Raw genomic sequence first — 13,857 nt, 5'->3', positions numbered from 1 at the left:
ACTCCACCAGCCACGTCGTTGCCGCTCACCCGTCCAGGGTAAGGGCTCCGGTCGGACGGCAATGATGAATACATCTCCGGCCGGGCTCACGGCCCCGGCGCCCGGGGTGCGGGCCGCAAAAGCCCTGCCCTGGTCATCACCGGGACGGCCTGGCAGGATCGCCGCCATGCTCCAGGCACTGTCCCGCATCGGCCGGCGACGCACCCTTCAGGCGTGCGCCGCCCTCGTCGTCGTGCTCGGGCTGCTGCTGTGGTGGCTGCTTCCGCTCGGGGAAGTGGCGCCGAGCGGCTCGCTGACCTTCAGCACCGGTGTGCGCAGCGGGGTCTACCAGCGCTACGGCGAGCGGCTCAAGGGGGACCTGGCCAAGGACCTGCCCCGGGTGTCCATACAGCTGCAGACCAGTGAGGGCTCGCAGCAGAACATCGAGCGGGTGGCGACCGGGAAGGCCGACTTCACCATCGCCACCACCGACGCACTGGCCACCTATCTGCTCGGCGCCAAGCCGGGAGCCGACCGGCTACGGGGCTGTGTGCGGCTGTACGACGACTACATACAGCTGGTCGTGCCCCGGGACTCGAAGGTGCGGAAGGTCTCGGACCTGATCGGCAAGCGCGTCGGGGTGGGGCAGCCGGGTTCGGGGGTGCGTCTGGTCGCCGACCGGGTGATGACGGCCGCCGGTCTCGATCCTTCGAACGATGTGACACCGGTTCCCGTCGGTATCGACACCATGCCGCAGCAGTTGGAGAACGGCCTGCTCGACGCCTTCTTCTGGTCCGGCGGACTGCCCACCTCCGCCGTGCAGGAGTTGTCGGACCGGTTCGCGATCCGGCTGGTGCCGCTGGAGGCCGCGCTGATCAAGGAGCTTCAGGCCGTGGGCGGGCCCGCCCGCTATTACCGGTCGGCCATGATGCCCGCCGACGCGTACCACGGGGCACAGCAGGGACAGGCGGTTCCGACGGTGGCGGTCGCCAATGTGCTGGTGACCACGGACCGTACGGATCCGGCGATGACCGAGGCGTTCACCCGGACCGTGATCGACAGCCGGGACCGGATCGGGCGCGAGGTGCATGCGGCCCAGCTGGTGGATCTGCGCACGGCGATCTACACCGACCCGTTGCCGCTGCACGAGGGGGCCAAGCGCTACTACCGCTCGGTCAAGCCCTGATCCCCGCGCCGCCGGCCGCTTTCGCGCCCGTTCAGAGCCTGTCGGGCGACCTTCGTCCGCACGATAGGAGGTCACCCGACAGGCTCTCAGCCCTGTGGGCCCTGGCGCGGCACCGACACCGTCACCCGCAGCCCGTGCGGCTCGTGTGCGGCATAGCCGATGGAGCCACCGCCCGCGGCCAGGAGGGCCTGGGAGATGGAGAGCCCGAGGCCGGAACCCTGCACGTTCTGGTGCTGGGCGCTGCGCCAGAACCGGTCGCCGACGCGCTCCATCTCCTGCGCGGTGAGGCCCGGTCCCCGGTCGGCGACGACGACCGTGACGTCATCACGACCGGCGGCGACCGTGACGAGGACCTCTTCGCCGGCCGGGGTGAATTTCAGGGCGTTGTCGATGATGGCGTCGAGGGCGCTCGACAGCGCGATGGGGTCCGCCCAGGCCGTCACGGCTGACGAGCCGTCCGCCCTGAGCCGTACCCCTTTCTCCTCGGCGACCGGCCGCCAGGACGCGATGCGTTCCGCAGTGAGCGCGCCTATGTCCGTGAGCTGCAGGTCGGCCGCGGCGTGTTCGGCCAGCGCCAGGTCGAGCAGGTCGTCCAGGACCTGACCGAGGCGCTTGCCCTCCGTACGCACGGAGGCGATCTCCTCGTTGCCCTCGGGAAGTTCGAGCGCGAGGAGTTCGATCCGCAGCAGCAGCGCGGCAAGGGGGTTGCGCAGCTGATGCGAGGCGTCGGCGACGAAGGCGCGCTGCTGCTCCAGCACATCCTCGACGTTGTCGGCCATCTCGTTGAACGAACGGGCCAGGCGCCTGAGTTCCGGCGGTCCCCCGGAAGCCACCACTCGGGATCTCATCCGGCCACTGGCTATGTCATGGGTGGCCGCGTCGAGGGTCCGTACGGGCAGCAGCACCCAGCCGGTGAGCCGGATCGCCGCGCCGAGCGCCACCAGCATCGCGACCACCTCGCCGACCGCGATGAGCAACCAGCCGCGCAGCGTGCGCGCGCGCATCTCGGTGGTGGGCGAGTCGATGACCACGACGGCGACCACATCGCCGTCCCGTACGACGGGCGAGGCGACGACGACCCTGCCCCGCTGCCAGGGCCAGACCTGCGGCGGATCGTGACTGCGACGCCCGAGGAGCGCCTCCTTGAAGGCCTCCCTCCCCTCCCCCTCGATCGGCAACTGCCAGGTGACCGGGGCCTTCGCCATGGCGCTGTCGTCCCGGTAGAAGACACCGGCGCGGATGCCGTACACCGAGGCGTAGGTGTCCAGTTCGCTCCGCAGGGTGCGGCGGCGCTCGTCGTAACCGGGGGTCCGTTCGGCGATGAACTGGGCGAGCGCGGCGAAGCGTGCCGTGTCGTCGATGCGGTCGATGACGACGCGCTGCTGCTGGGCACCGGCCACGCTGACGGCCAGCGGGAAGCCGAGGGCGAGCAGCACGCTCGCCATGAGAATGATGAGCAGGGGAAGCAGCCGGGTGCGCACCTTGGACGTACGCCTCTACGCGGAAGGGGCGACGAGACGGTAGCCGACCCCGCGCACCGTCTCGATCAGTGCGGGCAGCCGCAGTTTGGAACGCAGGGACGCGACGTGCACTTCGAGCGTGCGCCCCGTCCCCTCCCAGCTCGTGCGCCACACCTCGCTGATGATCTGCTCCCGGCGGAAGACCACACCGGGACGCTGGGCGAGCAGCGCGAGCAGGTCGAACTCCTTGCGGGTGAGCTGGACTTCCGACCCGTCGACGCTGACCCGGCGGGTGGGCAGCTCGATGTGGACGTACCCGAGGCGCAGAGCGGCGGCGGGCGTGGGCACGGTGTCCTCGCCGGCCGACTTGCGGCGGCTGACGGCATGGATCCGGGCGAGGAGCTCGCCGGTGTCGTACGGCTTGACCACGTAGTCGTCGGCCCCGAGGTTGAGGCCGTGGATCCGCGAGCGGACATCGGCGCGCGCGGTCACCATGATCACCGGGGTCGAGGTGCGCTTGCGGATCTTCCCGCACACCTCGTAGCCGTCCTGGTCGGGCAGCCCGAGGTCGAGGAGCACGACACCGAAGGGCTCCGTGTCCGCGGGCAGCAGGGCCTGCAGCGCTTCCTCGCCGCTGCGCGCGTGCACCACCTGGAAGCCGTGCCGGGCGAGGATCGCGGACAGGGCGGCCGCGACGTGGTTGTCGTCCTCGACGAGCAGCAGTCTCATGACCCCCCTTTCCGAAGGTGCGATGTCGGTGCGGTTTCTCGTATGCCCTTCGTCACTTCCCCGTTCCGAGGTGTTTCACGTCGTGGCGTACCAGGGCATCCACTCCGATGACGGGTACGTCAGTCAAGGGCCCGTGCATTGCATCGGGCCATCTGTTATCCACCCGGTACGCCCCGGGTATCGCACCCGCCGCCCCGTTCACGCGGAGTGTCCGGTTGCCGCCGGATCGTTATCCTCAATTTCCGCTCAGATGTAATGACGCTGGTCGCACCGCGTCACTAGGGTCCTTCCCAACCGAGGAGGACGGAGCATGAAGCCGATGAGCGGAGTTTCAGTGACCAAGGGCGCCGAGGACGCCGCACCCGCGGCGAACGACCTTGTCGTACTGAGCAACGTCAACAAGCACTTCGGCGCGCTGCATGTGCTCCAGGACATCGACCTGACGATCGCCAGTGGCGAGGTCGTGGTCGTCATCGGGCCCTCCGGGTCCGGGAAGTCCACGCTGTGCCGCACGATCAACCGCTTGGAGACGATCGACTCGGGCGCCATATCGATCGACGGCAAGCCGCTGCCCCAGGAGGGCAGGGAGCTGGCCAGGCTGCGTGCCGATGTCGGCATGGTCTTCCAGTCGTTCAATCTCTTCGCGCACAAGACGGTGCTCGAAAACGTGATGCTGGGCCAGCTCAAGGTCCGCAAGACGGACAAGAAGGCCGCGGAGGACAAGGCCCGTTCGCTGCTGGACCGGGTGGGCGTGGCGACGCAGGCCGACAAGTACCCCGCCCAGCTCTCCGGTGGTCAGCAGCAACGCGTGGCCATCGCCCGCGCGTTGGCGATGGACCCCAAGGTGATCCTCTTCGACGAGCCGACCTCCGCGCTCGACCCGGAGATGATCAACGAGGTGCTGGAGGTCATGCAGCAGCTCGCCCGGGACGGCATGACGATGGTCGTCGTCACCCATGAGATGGGCTTCGCGCGCTCGGCGGCGAACCGCGTCGTCTTCATGGCGGACGGAAAGATCGTCGAAGAGGCCACGCCCGACCAGTTCTTCAGCAACCCGCGCAGTGACCGGGCCAAGGACTTCCTGTCGAAGATCCTTCACCACTGACTGATCCTTCACCGCCGGTTCCCGGACCGGTCGATCACTCACATCGCGTCAATTCTAGGGAATTTCACCATGCAGCTTCGTAAGGTCACCGCCGCCTCGGCCGCCGTGCTCGCCCTCGCCCTGACCGCCACCGCCTGTGGTTCCGACAAGAAGGACGGCGACTCGGCCGGTTCGGGCGGCGGCAAGAAGATCACGATCGGCATCAAGATCGACCAGCCCGGTCTCGGCCTGAAGACGCCCGACGGCAAGTACACCGGTTTCGACGTCGACGTCGCCACGTACGTCGCCAAGGAGCTCGGCTACGACGCCAAGGACATCGTCTTCAAGGAGACCAAGAGCGCCGACCGCGAGACGGCGATCGAGCGCGGTGACGTGAAGTTCATCGCCGCCACCTACTCGATCAACGACGAGCGGCTGCAGAAGGTCGACTTCGCGGGCCCGTACCTGTTGGCGCACCAGGACATCCTCGTCCGTGCCGACGACGACTCGATCAAGTCCCCGGCGGACCTGAACAAGAAGAAGCTGTGTTCGGTCACCGGCTCGACCTCGGCGAAGAACGTCAAGGACAAGCTGGCCCCGAAGGCCGACCTCCAGGAGTTCGGCGGGTACTCGGAGTGCCTGACCGGTCTGGAGAACAAGGTCGTCGACGCGCTGACCACCGACGACAGCATCCTGGCCGGTTTTGCCTCGCAGCAGAGCTTCCAGGGCAAGTTCAAGCTGGCCGGCTTCAAGATGACCAACGAGAACTACGGCATCGGCCTGAAGAAGGGCGACGCCGATCTGAAGAAGAAGATCGACGACGCACTCGCCAAGATGGTCTCGGACGGTTCCTGGGACAAGGCCGTGAAGGACAACTTCGGCCCGGCGAACTACAAGAACGAGCCCGCCCCGAAGATCGGCAACATCGTCAAGTGAAGCAGGGCTGACCGGGCGCGCCGTCCGTGAACGGCGGCGCGCCGTGCCCTCCGACACGCGGAAGCGCGGGAGATCGTGTTCGACTTTCTTGAAGGTTACGACCTGCTGGGGGCCTTCTGGGTGACGGTGCAACTCACCGTCTACTCCGCCCTTGGCGCCCTCATATGGGGAACACTGCTGGCCGGCATGAAGGTCAGCCCGGTCCCCCTGATGCGCGGCTTCGCCACCGTCTATGTGAACGTGGTGCGGAACATTCCGCTGACCGTAATCATGGTGTTCTCGTCGCTGGGTCTCTACCAGACCCTGACGATCACCCTCGGCGCCAGCGATTCCAAGGGCATCGGCTTCCGGCTGGCGGTGCTCGCCCTGATCGCCTACACCGCCGCCTTCGTGTGCGAGGCGTTGCGCTCCGGCATCAACACGGTCCCGGTCGGCCAGGCCGAGGCAGCACGTGCCCTCGGGCTGAGCTTCACCCAGGTACTGCGGCTGATCGTCCTCCCGCAGGCGTTCCGCGCGGTCGTCAACCCGCTGTCCAATGTGCTGATCGCGCTGACGAAGAACACCACGGTCGCCTCCGCGATCGGGGTCGCCGAAGCCTCGTACCTGATGAAGGGCATGATCGAGGCCGAGGCCCAGCTGATCCTGATCGCCGCGGTCTTCGCATTGGGCTTCATCGTTCTGACCCTCCCGACCGGCCTGATCCTCGGCTGGGTGAGCAAGAAGGTGGCGGTGAAGCGATGACTTCCGTCCTCTACGACGCCCAGGGACCGCGCGCCAAGCAGCGCAACATCCTGTACACGGTGCTGTTCGTCCTGTGCGCCGCAGCGGTCGTGTGGTGGGTGTACGCCGGCCTCGCCGAGAAGCACCAGCTCGACTGGATCAAGTGGAAGCCCTTCTTCACCAGCTCCCAGCCCTGGGAGACGTACATCTGGCCGGGCCTCCAGAACACGCTCAAGGCGGCGTTCTTCGCCCTGATCATCGCGCTGCCGCTCGGAGCGCTGTTCGGCATCGGGCGGCTCTCCGACCACCGGTGGGTACGGGTGCCGGCCGGCGTGGTGGTGGAGTTCTTCCGCGCCATCCCCGTGCTGATCCTGATGATCATCGCGAACGCGGTGTACTCCGACTACACGAACATCAGCGCCGAATCGCGGCCGCTGTACGCCGTGATCACGGGCCTGGTCCTCTACAACGCCTCGGTGCTCGCCGAGATCGTGCGGGCCGGCATCCACTCCCTTCCGCAGGGCCAGACGGACGCGGCCAAGGCGATTGGCATGCGCAAGGGCCAGACCATGGTGTTCGTGCTGCTGCCGCAGGCGGTAACGGCCATGCTGCCGGCAATCGTCAGCCAGCTGGTCGTCATCGTGAAGGACACCGCACTCGGTGGGGCCATGATGACCTTCCCCGAGCTGCTGGCCTCGATCCGCCCGATGAGCGCGAACTACGGCGCGAACACCATCGCGTGCTTCACCATCGTCGCCCTGATCTACATGGCCGTGAACTTCGCACTCACGTCGTTCGCGAGCTGGCTGGAGCGGCGGCTCCGGCGCAACAAGAAGAACAAGGGCACCGCGCCCGGGGGCGCACCGGAGACCATCGGTACGCCGGCGCTCGTCATCGATGACGGACGCGCCGTCTGACGGCTCGTCGATCTGCGTCCCCGAGGGGCGGTGGCACATCCGCCACCGCCCCTCTTCGGCTTCCGGTGTCGCTTGACGCAAGCACCGGCAGTAGGTTGCATACGTTCTGTGATCGCGCCCCCAGCCCCCGCCGCCACACTTCCTCCGCCGCCTACCCCCCTTTCGAGCCGTGCGCTCCTTTCGTCCGCGTCCTCGGCGTCGTTCGCACGGATTCGAGGAGCCGCCCCGTGGACCCGGTGATCGTCGTCGGCGCCGGGCCCGTCGGCCTGACGCTGCCGCTCGCCCTCGCCGCACAGGGTGTTCCCTCCGTCCTTCTCGACGAGGACCCGGCCAGGGACGAGACACGTCCGGCCCGCACGGTGGTGCTGCGCGAGGACACCGCGGCCCTGGTGGAGCGGCTCGGCTGCAAGGCGCTCCACCACGAGGGCATCCGGTGGTCCGGCTGGCGGTCCATGCGACGCAGGCAACTGGTCCGTGAACTGGCACTCGGCGTGGACTCCCCCGACGGCGATCCGTTGCCGGCCCCGATTCACCTGCCGCAGCACGTCCTGACACGCGGGCTGCGGGACGCGGTGGCCGCTCAGGAGCTGGTGCAGGTAGCCCCGCCCAGCCGGATCGACACACTGGAGCAGGATCCGGCCGGGGTCACGGTGCACACCAGGGAGCCGAACCCGACCTGGTGGCGCGGGAGTTACCTGGTGGGCTGCGACGGCGCCAGGTCCACCGTACGCAAGCTCCTCGACATTCGTTTCCCCGGGCGTACGGCAGTGGAGCGCCATGCCGTCGCGGCGCTGCGCACCGAGCTCCCCTGGCCGGGGCAGGCCGTGCTGCACCGGCTGCCGCCGTGGCGGACCGGTGGCGCCGAGGTGACCGCACGGCCGCTGCCGGACGGCGCCTGGCGACTGGACTGGCTGTTGCCGCCGCGCGGGGAGCTCGTCACGCCGGACGCCCTGATCGCCCGGATCCGGGACACCCTGGCGGGCTGGTGCGGCGAGACACCGCCGTACGAACTGCTGGACACGGGTGTGTACACGCTGCACCACCGGCTCGCCCTGCGCTGGCGGGCCGACCGGGCCTTCCTGGCCGGGGACGCCGCCCATCTGCTGGGCGCGCTCGGCACCCAGGGACTCGACGAGGGGCTGCGGGACGCCGAGAACCTGGCCTGGAAGCTCGCCCAGGCATGGCACCACGGCGCCTCCGACGTACTGCTCGACAGCTACCAGGCGGAGCGCCGGGCCGCGGTCGCCGCACGGCTGCGCGCCGCGGACCAGTCGCTGCCGATACTGCGTGGCGGCGGAGGTCTGCGGACCCTGGTCCCGGGGAGCGCACGGGGGCACGACTCGCTGCTCACCGACGGACATCTGGGCTGTGGCCCCCTCGGCGCGCCCCCCTCGTACTCGCACTCGCCCCTTGCGCCCCCACGCGCCGAGGCGCACACCTCCGTGGGTACGCCCCCCGGCGCACCGGTCACCGATGTGCGGGTGACGGCTCCGGACGGCACGACCGTGCGGCTGCGCGAGCGGCTGGGGCAGGGGCATCTGCTGGTGGTCCTGGTGGCGCCCGGTACGGGGGTGTGGGACCGGCGTCACTGGATGAGCGCCGGCGTCATGCCGCGGCTGGTCGCGGCTGTCGACGCGTTGCCGGTGAAGGGCGAGTTGCTGGTGACCGAGAGCTATCCGGGGGCGTCTGCCCATACCGTGCTGCTGATCAGGCCGGACGGTCATCTCGTGGCGTCCTTCGGCGGGGTACGGCCCCGGGAGCTCTTCGCGGCGGCGGACGCGGTGCGTGGCGGGGAGGCGCGCGCCTCCGTACGCTCCGACCGGACTGCGGGCATCAATTGACCGATGCGGGCGTGCATGGTGTACTCCGGAACGTGATCGACACCGATGTACGCCTGTGGCGGAGGGTCCATATGGACCTCGTCCGCTATGCGGGCTGCGTGTGTCGCCCGTCCTGCTGAATCGCCTCTTACCGCCACGCCGTGCGCTCTGCCGCACGGTCGTGCGTCCGCGCGAACCCTCAGGACGGTCTCTGTGTCTGCCCCCTCGTCACCCTCTGTACGCATGTCCTCCTCTGCCGCCGTTGGTGCTTCCGGTCCGACGGCCGTGGAGCTGCTCGATTTCGTCCGCCGTGTCGCCGGGGACGCCGAGATCATCGCCTCGCTCCCTCTCGATCCCGAAGGCCGCACCTGGGTCCAGCTCGAAGGGCCGGGCGGCAGCGAGGCCTGGCTGATCGGCTGGCCGCCGGGTACCGGCACCGGCTGGCACGACCACGCCGACTCCATCGGCGCCTTCACCACCGCGGCCGGCACCCTCAAGGAGCTGTCGCTCGCCGCCCGGCTGCCCACCGACGGCTGGAAGACGCTCGAACTCACCGAAGGCATCGACCGTTCCCGGCAGTTGGCCACCGGCCAGGGCAGGGCGTTCGGCCGCCACCACGTCCACGAGGTGCTGAACGAATCGGGCACCGAACACGCCGTCTCCGTCCATGCGTACTACCCGCCGCTGCCGCAGATCCGGCGCTACAGCCGCACCGGTGCGCTTCTCCGTCTCGAACAGGTCGAACGGCCGGAGCACTGGCAGTGAGCGACGGCCCTCGGCGTGGTACGGCACCGGTCGGGATCGACGAACTGCTGGAACGGGTCCGCACCGGGTTCGTGCGGGTCGGCCCGCGGGAGGCGCTCGCCGCCACGGCGGACGGGGCGCTTCTCGTCGACATCCGCTATGCGGAGCTGCGGGAACGGGACGGACTGATTCCGGGGGCGCTGGTCGTCGAACGCAATGAGCTGGAGTGGCGGCTCGACCCGCGGGGCAGCCACCGGGCCCCGGAGGCGGTGAGCCACGACCTCCAGGTCGTGGTGGTCTGCAACGAGGGCTACGCGTCGAGCCTCGCCGTCGCGTCCCTGCGGCAGCTGGGGCTGCACCGGGCGACCGATGTGATCGGCGGGTTCCAGGCGTGGCGTGCGGCGGGGCTTCCGGTGGAGGCCTGACGGACGGGGCCGACGGCGGGGCTGCTGGGGCGGGGCCCCGCAGCCCGCTCGCCGGTGCCCCGAATCAGCCCCGACACACCCGAACGCCACGCTCCGGTGGAGCAATCTCCGTACCCGACGGACATTCGGTTCAACGCCGAGGACCGACGTGACGGAGACTTCGCACCCATGCCGACGCCCACCTTCACCCCTGACCAGCTCGATGCCCAGGCGGCTCGCCTCCACGACACCGAGGCCTGGCAGCAGATCGTCACCGGCTGGGACCTCACCGCCGCCGAACCCGTACCCCCTTCCTCTGCCGGCGCCGCGGATAGGCCGACGGGCCGTCAGCCGGCCGACTGGCGCGACCTGCTGTCCGTACCGGTCGATCAGCTCATCGCCGAGTCCGTGCGCGCCCAGCCGGCCACCGCGCCGCGCGAGCGGCCCCTCCCCGGGCGGCTCGGCGCGATCCTGCCCGACCGGCTCCACTCCTGGCGGCGCATCGGGCAGCCCGAGGTACGGCCCTCCACCCATCTCGCCTACGCACGGCAGATCCTGAGCGAGTGGGGCTGGCAGAACACCCCGTACCGGCTCCGCAACGCCCGCGGCGCCCGGTGCGTCTGCGGTGCTCTGCTCACCGCCCACCGCCTGGGCTACGGCTCCCTCGACACCGTGGACCGGGCGGGCGCCTGGCTCGTCGCCGAACTCCGGTCCCGGGGCTGGGCCGGTCTGATCGGACCGTGGAACCGCTGCCCCGACCGCACCGCCGAGGATGCGCTCGCGCTGCTCGACGCCACCATCGCCCGCGCCGCCCGCGCCGGGCAGTGAGGCAAACCGGCGAAGGCCCCGGGCGTGGCATGCGACGAGGGTGTGAGGGGGCGGCGGTCCGGCCCGTGGCCGGACCGCGGCGCCGCGCCTCAGTGACGGGTGAGCAACGCGTCGACCAGATTGCGCAGTGGCCCCGTGAGGTCCTGCGACGTGGCGGACGCGAGCGGCTCCAGACCGGGAGAGGCGCGCAGCACCGTGATGCCGAAGGCCACGGACAGAACGAGTTGGGCCCGCAGGAGGAGCCCGTCACCGTCGGGGTCCTCGGGCCGCCAGCCGGCCGCCGAGGCGAGCCGCTCGCTGAACGTGCGCAGCAGGCCGGTGCGCATCTGCTCGGTGCGCTCGTCGCCGGAGGAACGCAGCAGCAGCAGGAGGGCGTCCCTGGGGCCGTCCGTGGCGAGCACGCCCGCGGTGTGACTGACGATGATCTCCGGAATCTGTTCCAGGTCGGCCACCGTGCCCGCCGCGTGGACGAGTTCGTCGATGACCGCCTTCAGGCAGGCTTCGAAGAGGCCTTCCTTGGACTGGAAGTAACGGTTGATGAGCGCGACGTTCACACCGGCGTCATCGGCGATGTCGCGGACGGTCGTGGCCGCGTATCCGTCGTACGCGAAGCGTCGGCGGGCCGAGTCGAGCAGGAGCCCACGGGTCCTGGCGCCGGCACCTCGCCGGGAGGGCGGCGGGCTGTTGTCCGTCGGCGCCAGGGGCGCGGGAACTGCCTGGGAACTGATGGCTTTCATGGCTGTCCTCTCTCTGCTCGAACGGTACCGCCAGCGCCGCCGTGTAAACAGATGTTGACCTCACTCCCCCGACTGCCCTAGCGTCCATGTAAGCAGATGTTTACTTTTGGCTCCGGGCGAACGAACGATGCCCGGCAGCCCCTCACTTATGGAGTCCCGAATGGACGCCCCCCAGCCCACGGCCCGCACCGGTGGTGTGGTCGCCACGCTGGCCCTCGCCGGCATCACCGCCGCGATCATGCAGACACTGGTCACGCCGCTCATCGCGGAACTGCCCCAGATCCTGCACACCTCGCCGTCGAACGCGGCATGGGTGATCACCGTCACCCTGTTGGCGGGGGCGATCTGCGTACCGATCTCCGGGCGCCTCGGCGACCTGATCGGCAAGCGCCGCATGCTCCTGGCATGCTCCGTGCCGCTCGTGGCCGGCTCACTGGTCTGTGCCCTCGCCTCCTCCGTCGTCCCGATGATCATCGGGCGTGGACTGCAGGGCATGGGCATGGGCATGGTGCCGCTGGGCATCGCCCTGCTGCGCGACGTGGTCCCGGCGGAGAAGCTCAGCTCCTCCATCGCGCTGGTGAGCGCCTCCATGGGCATCGGCGGCGGGCTCGGCCTGCCGATCGCCGCGGCAGTCGCCCAGTACGCCAACTGGCGGGTGCTGTTCTGGGGCTCCACCGTTCTGGCCGTGGTGATCGCCGTCGCGATCTGGTTCGTCATCCCCGATGTCCCGGCCGGCGCCAAGGGTCAGCGCTTCGACGCCCTCGGCGCGGTCGGACTCGGCGCCGGACTGGTCTGCCTGCTGCTCGCCGTGTCGAAGGGTGCCAACTGGGGCTGGGCCTCGGCGACGACCCTCGGGCTGTTCGCCGCCGCCGTCGTGATCCTGCTGGCCTGGGGTGCCTGGGAACTGCGCACGCGGGAGCCGCTGATCGACCTGCGCACCACAGCCCGCCCCCGGGTGCTGCTCACCAACGTCGCCTCGATCTTCGTCGGCTTCGGCATGTACGCGAGCATGCTGGTCGTACCGCAGTTGCTCCAGTTCCCGGAGGCCACCGGCTACGGCCTGGGCCAGTCGATGCTCGCCGCCGGTCTGTGGATGGCGCCCGGCGGCATCATGATGATGATCGTCTCGCCGTTCGGCGGAAAGCTCACCGACGCCCGCGGACCGAAGTTCACCCTGATCTGCGGTGTCCTGGTGCTGGCCGCCGGGTACGGCCTGTCGCTCGTCCTCATGGGCTCCGCGTGGGGTCTCATGCTGGCCCTCATGGTCATCAACAGCGGTGTGGGACTCGCCTACGGATCGATGCCCGCGCTGATCATGAGCTCGGTACCGCTCTCCGAGACCGCCGCCGCCAACGGGTTCAACACCCTCATGCGTTCACTGGGCACCTCGGTCGGCGCCGCCGTGATGGGTGTGGTCCTCTCCCAGATGACGGTCACCATGGGCGGACACAGCTTCTCCTCCGAGAGCGGCTTCCGGACCGGCCTGATGATCGGCTGCGGCATCGCACTGGTCGCCGCGGTCATCGCGAGCGTCATCCCGGCCGCACGCGCCTCCTCGAACGTCGACGGCAGGAGCAAGGCCGCCACGCCCGAGCAGGCCGCGGCCGAGGTCTGATCCGGCGGCCGGCCCGTTCGGCGGCCGGCCCGTTCGGGGGCCGACGCCGCCGGGGCGGCGTCGGCCGCTGAGCACCTCACCCGCCACACCGGGGACAGGAATCCGTTCGTCGCCACACGGGGCCTGCAGAAACATCCTTTGACATACCTATGTTTTCAGATCTACCATTCCGGCCATGTCCGATTCCCGCGCGTCCGCCCAGGACCTCGACCGTGTGGCCGCTGCGCTCACGGCGTGCCTGCCCGCGCTGAACCGGGCTCTCGACCGGCGGGTCGCCCAGGACTTCGCGCGGCCCAAGCCGCCCGAGGGGCAGCTCGCACTGCTGCGCTTCGTATCGCAGCAGGAGGGCGCCACCGTGCGCCAGGCCGCCGACGCCCTGTTGATGCGGCCGAACAACGTCAGCGCCCTCGTCTCCCAGCTCACCGAGCAGGGACTGCTGGAGCGTCGGCAGGACGCCGGGGACAAGCGGATCGCGCATCTGTATCCGACCTCAAGGGCACGGCGGGAGCTTGCCGAGGTCCGGCGCCTCGAGGGCGCCCACATGTCCCAGGCTCTCCAGTCCCTCACCGACGGTGAGATGGACGCACTCGGTTCCGCCCTCGGCGCGCTGACGTCGCTCACGCGTCATCTGCGCCCCGTGCCCGCCGCCGAGTAACCCCGCGAACCTCCCTGACAAGGGACGTGACCGAGCGCGCGCA

The 13,857-nt window shown here is 69.7% G+C and carries 15 protein-coding genes; 12 read left to right on the top strand and 3 right to left on the bottom strand.

Features of this window, described 5'->3' with window-relative positions; genetic code table 11:
• Nucleotides 1–166 precede the first annotated feature (166 nt).
• A complete protein-coding gene (locus ACZ7L9_RS23470) occupies nt 167–1,165 on the top strand; it encodes a TAXI family TRAP transporter solute-binding subunit (RefSeq protein WP_471417755.1) in 999 nt (332 codons plus the stop codon).
• Nucleotides 1,166–1,251: 86 nt separating this feature from the next.
• On the opposite strand, the gene ACZ7L9_RS23465 is transcribed toward ACZ7L9_RS23470, so the two are convergent.
• Both ACZ7L9_RS23465 and ACZ7L9_RS23460 read right to left on the bottom strand, forming a co-directional pair.
• A complete protein-coding gene (locus ACZ7L9_RS23465; RefSeq protein ID WP_471417753.1) occupies nt 1,252–2,646 on the bottom strand; it encodes a sensor histidine kinase in 1,395 nt (464 codons plus the stop codon).
• A gap of 15 nt (nt 2,647–2,661) precedes the next feature.
• Nucleotides 2,662–3,354 (bottom strand): response regulator transcription factor, encoded by a 693-nt coding sequence (locus ACZ7L9_RS23460; RefSeq protein ID WP_471417751.1) that lies wholly within the window; start codon nt 3,352–3,354, stop codon nt 2,662–2,664.
• A gap of 319 nt (nt 3,355–3,673) precedes the next feature.
• On the opposite strand from ACZ7L9_RS23460, the gene ACZ7L9_RS23455 reads away from it, so the two are divergent.
• The 9 genes from ACZ7L9_RS23455 to ACZ7L9_RS23415 all read left to right on the top strand — a co-directional run bounded on the left by ACZ7L9_RS23455 (nt 3,674) and on the right by ACZ7L9_RS23415 (nt 10,807).
• The gene (locus tag ACZ7L9_RS23455) at nt 3,674–4,459 is read left to right on the top strand and encodes an amino acid ABC transporter ATP-binding protein (protein ID WP_471417749.1); all 786 of its coding nucleotides are present in this window, start codon (nt 3,674–3,676) and stop codon (nt 4,457–4,459) included.
• Between the two features lie 69 nt (nt 4,460–4,528).
• Complete coding sequence (locus ACZ7L9_RS23450) at nt 4,529–5,374, top strand: glutamate ABC transporter substrate-binding protein (RefSeq protein ID WP_471417747.1); 846 nt, start codon at nt 4,529–4,531, stop codon at nt 5,372–5,374.
• Nucleotides 5,375–5,449: 75 nt separating this feature from the next.
• Nucleotides 5,450–6,115 carry an amino acid ABC transporter permease gene (locus tag ACZ7L9_RS23445; RefSeq protein WP_471417745.1) on the top strand — a complete coding sequence of 222 codons (666 nt, stop codon included), beginning with the start codon at nt 5,450–5,452 and terminating at the stop codon, nt 6,113–6,115.
• On the top strand, nt 6,112–7,011 hold the full coding sequence (locus ACZ7L9_RS23440) for an amino acid ABC transporter permease (protein ID WP_471417743.1): 900 nt from the start codon (nt 6,112–6,114) through the stop codon (nt 7,009–7,011). The genes ACZ7L9_RS23445 and ACZ7L9_RS23440 overlap by 4 nt, the downstream gene beginning before the upstream one ends.
• Before the next feature lie 227 nt (nt 7,012–7,238).
• Nucleotides 7,239–8,852 carry an FAD-dependent monooxygenase gene (locus ACZ7L9_RS23435; protein ID WP_471417741.1) on the top strand — a complete coding sequence of 538 codons (1,614 nt, stop codon included), beginning with the start codon at nt 7,239–7,241 and terminating at the stop codon, nt 8,850–8,852.
• Nucleotides 8,853–8,863: 11 nt separating this feature from the next.
• Entirely contained in the window at nt 8,864–8,971 is a 108-nt protein-coding gene (locus ACZ7L9_RS23430) for a putative leader peptide (RefSeq protein WP_353962448.1), read from the top strand.
• 103 nt (nt 8,972–9,074) lie between these two features.
• Nucleotides 9,075–9,596 carry a cupin domain-containing protein gene (locus tag ACZ7L9_RS23425; protein ID WP_471417739.1) on the top strand — a complete coding sequence of 174 codons (522 nt, stop codon included), beginning with the start codon at nt 9,075–9,077 and terminating at the stop codon, nt 9,594–9,596.
• Nucleotides 9,593–10,000: a rhodanese-like domain-containing protein gene (locus tag ACZ7L9_RS23420; RefSeq protein ID WP_471417737.1), complete on the top strand. Its 408-nt coding sequence runs from the start codon at nt 9,593–9,595 to the stop codon at nt 9,998–10,000. The genes ACZ7L9_RS23425 and ACZ7L9_RS23420 overlap by 4 nt, the downstream gene beginning before the upstream one ends.
• A gap of 168 nt (nt 10,001–10,168) precedes the next feature.
• The gene (locus ACZ7L9_RS23415; protein ID WP_471417735.1) at nt 10,169–10,807 is read left to right on the top strand and encodes a DUF6197 family protein; all 639 of its coding nucleotides are present in this window, start codon (nt 10,169–10,171) and stop codon (nt 10,805–10,807) included.
• Between the two features lie 89 nt (nt 10,808–10,896).
• Here the strand turns inward: ACZ7L9_RS23415 and ACZ7L9_RS23410 are convergent, their stop codons facing one another.
• On the bottom strand, nt 10,897–11,544 hold the full coding sequence (locus ACZ7L9_RS23410) for a TetR/AcrR family transcriptional regulator (protein ID WP_471417733.1): 648 nt from the start codon (nt 11,542–11,544) through the stop codon (nt 10,897–10,899).
• Between the two features lie 160 nt (nt 11,545–11,704).
• On the opposite strand from ACZ7L9_RS23410, the gene ACZ7L9_RS23405 reads away from it, so the two are divergent.
• Together ACZ7L9_RS23405 and ACZ7L9_RS23400 are read left to right on the top strand one after the other, a co-directional pair.
• A complete protein-coding gene (locus ACZ7L9_RS23405; protein WP_471417731.1) occupies nt 11,705–13,159 on the top strand; it encodes an MFS transporter in 1,455 nt (484 codons plus the stop codon).
• 175 nt (nt 13,160–13,334) lie between these two features.
• Entirely contained in the window at nt 13,335–13,814 is a 480-nt protein-coding gene (locus ACZ7L9_RS23400; RefSeq protein ID WP_384456560.1) for a MarR family winged helix-turn-helix transcriptional regulator, read from the top strand.
• The last annotated feature ends 43 nt before the right edge of the window (nt 13,815–13,857 follow it).

The organism is Streptomyces sp. NPDC111516, from assembly GCF_055635345.1.
Note: the sequence above shows the minus strand (reverse complement) of the source record. Positions and strands in the feature narration are given on the sequence as shown.

Excerpts from the sequence above, each read along its gene's own strand:
- ACZ7L9_RS23415 (WP_471417735.1), top strand. The coding sequence starts at position 10,169 with ATGCCGACGCCCACCTTCACCCCTGACCAGCTCGATGCCCAGGCGGCT.
- ACZ7L9_RS23425 (WP_471417739.1), top strand. The coding sequence starts at position 9,075 with ATGTCCTCCTCTGCCGCCGTTGGTGCTTCCGGTCCGACGGCCGTGGAG.
- ACZ7L9_RS23470 (WP_471417755.1), top strand. The coding sequence starts at position 167 with ATGCTCCAGGCACTGTCCCGCATCGGCCGGCGACGCACCCTTCAGGCG.
- ACZ7L9_RS23450 (WP_471417747.1), top strand. The coding sequence starts at position 4,529 with ATGCAGCTTCGTAAGGTCACCGCCGCCTCGGCCGCCGTGCTCGCCCTC.
- ACZ7L9_RS23405 (WP_471417731.1), top strand. The coding sequence starts at position 11,705 with ATGGACGCCCCCCAGCCCACGGCCCGCACCGGTGGTGTGGTCGCCACG.
- ACZ7L9_RS23455 (WP_471417749.1), top strand. The coding sequence starts at position 3,674 with ATGAGCGGAGTTTCAGTGACCAAGGGCGCCGAGGACGCCGCACCCGCG.
- ACZ7L9_RS23400 (WP_384456560.1), top strand. The coding sequence starts at position 13,335 with ATGTCCGATTCCCGCGCGTCCGCCCAGGACCTCGACCGTGTGGCCGCT.
- ACZ7L9_RS23410 (WP_471417733.1), bottom strand. The coding sequence starts at position 11,544 with ATGAAAGCCATCAGTTCCCAGGCAGTTCCCGCGCCCCTGGCGCCGACG.
- ACZ7L9_RS23440 (WP_471417743.1), top strand. The coding sequence starts at position 6,112 with ATGACTTCCGTCCTCTACGACGCCCAGGGACCGCGCGCCAAGCAGCGC.
- ACZ7L9_RS23460 (WP_471417751.1), bottom strand. The coding sequence starts at position 3,354 with ATGAGACTGCTGCTCGTCGAGGACGACAACCACGTCGCGGCCGCCCTG.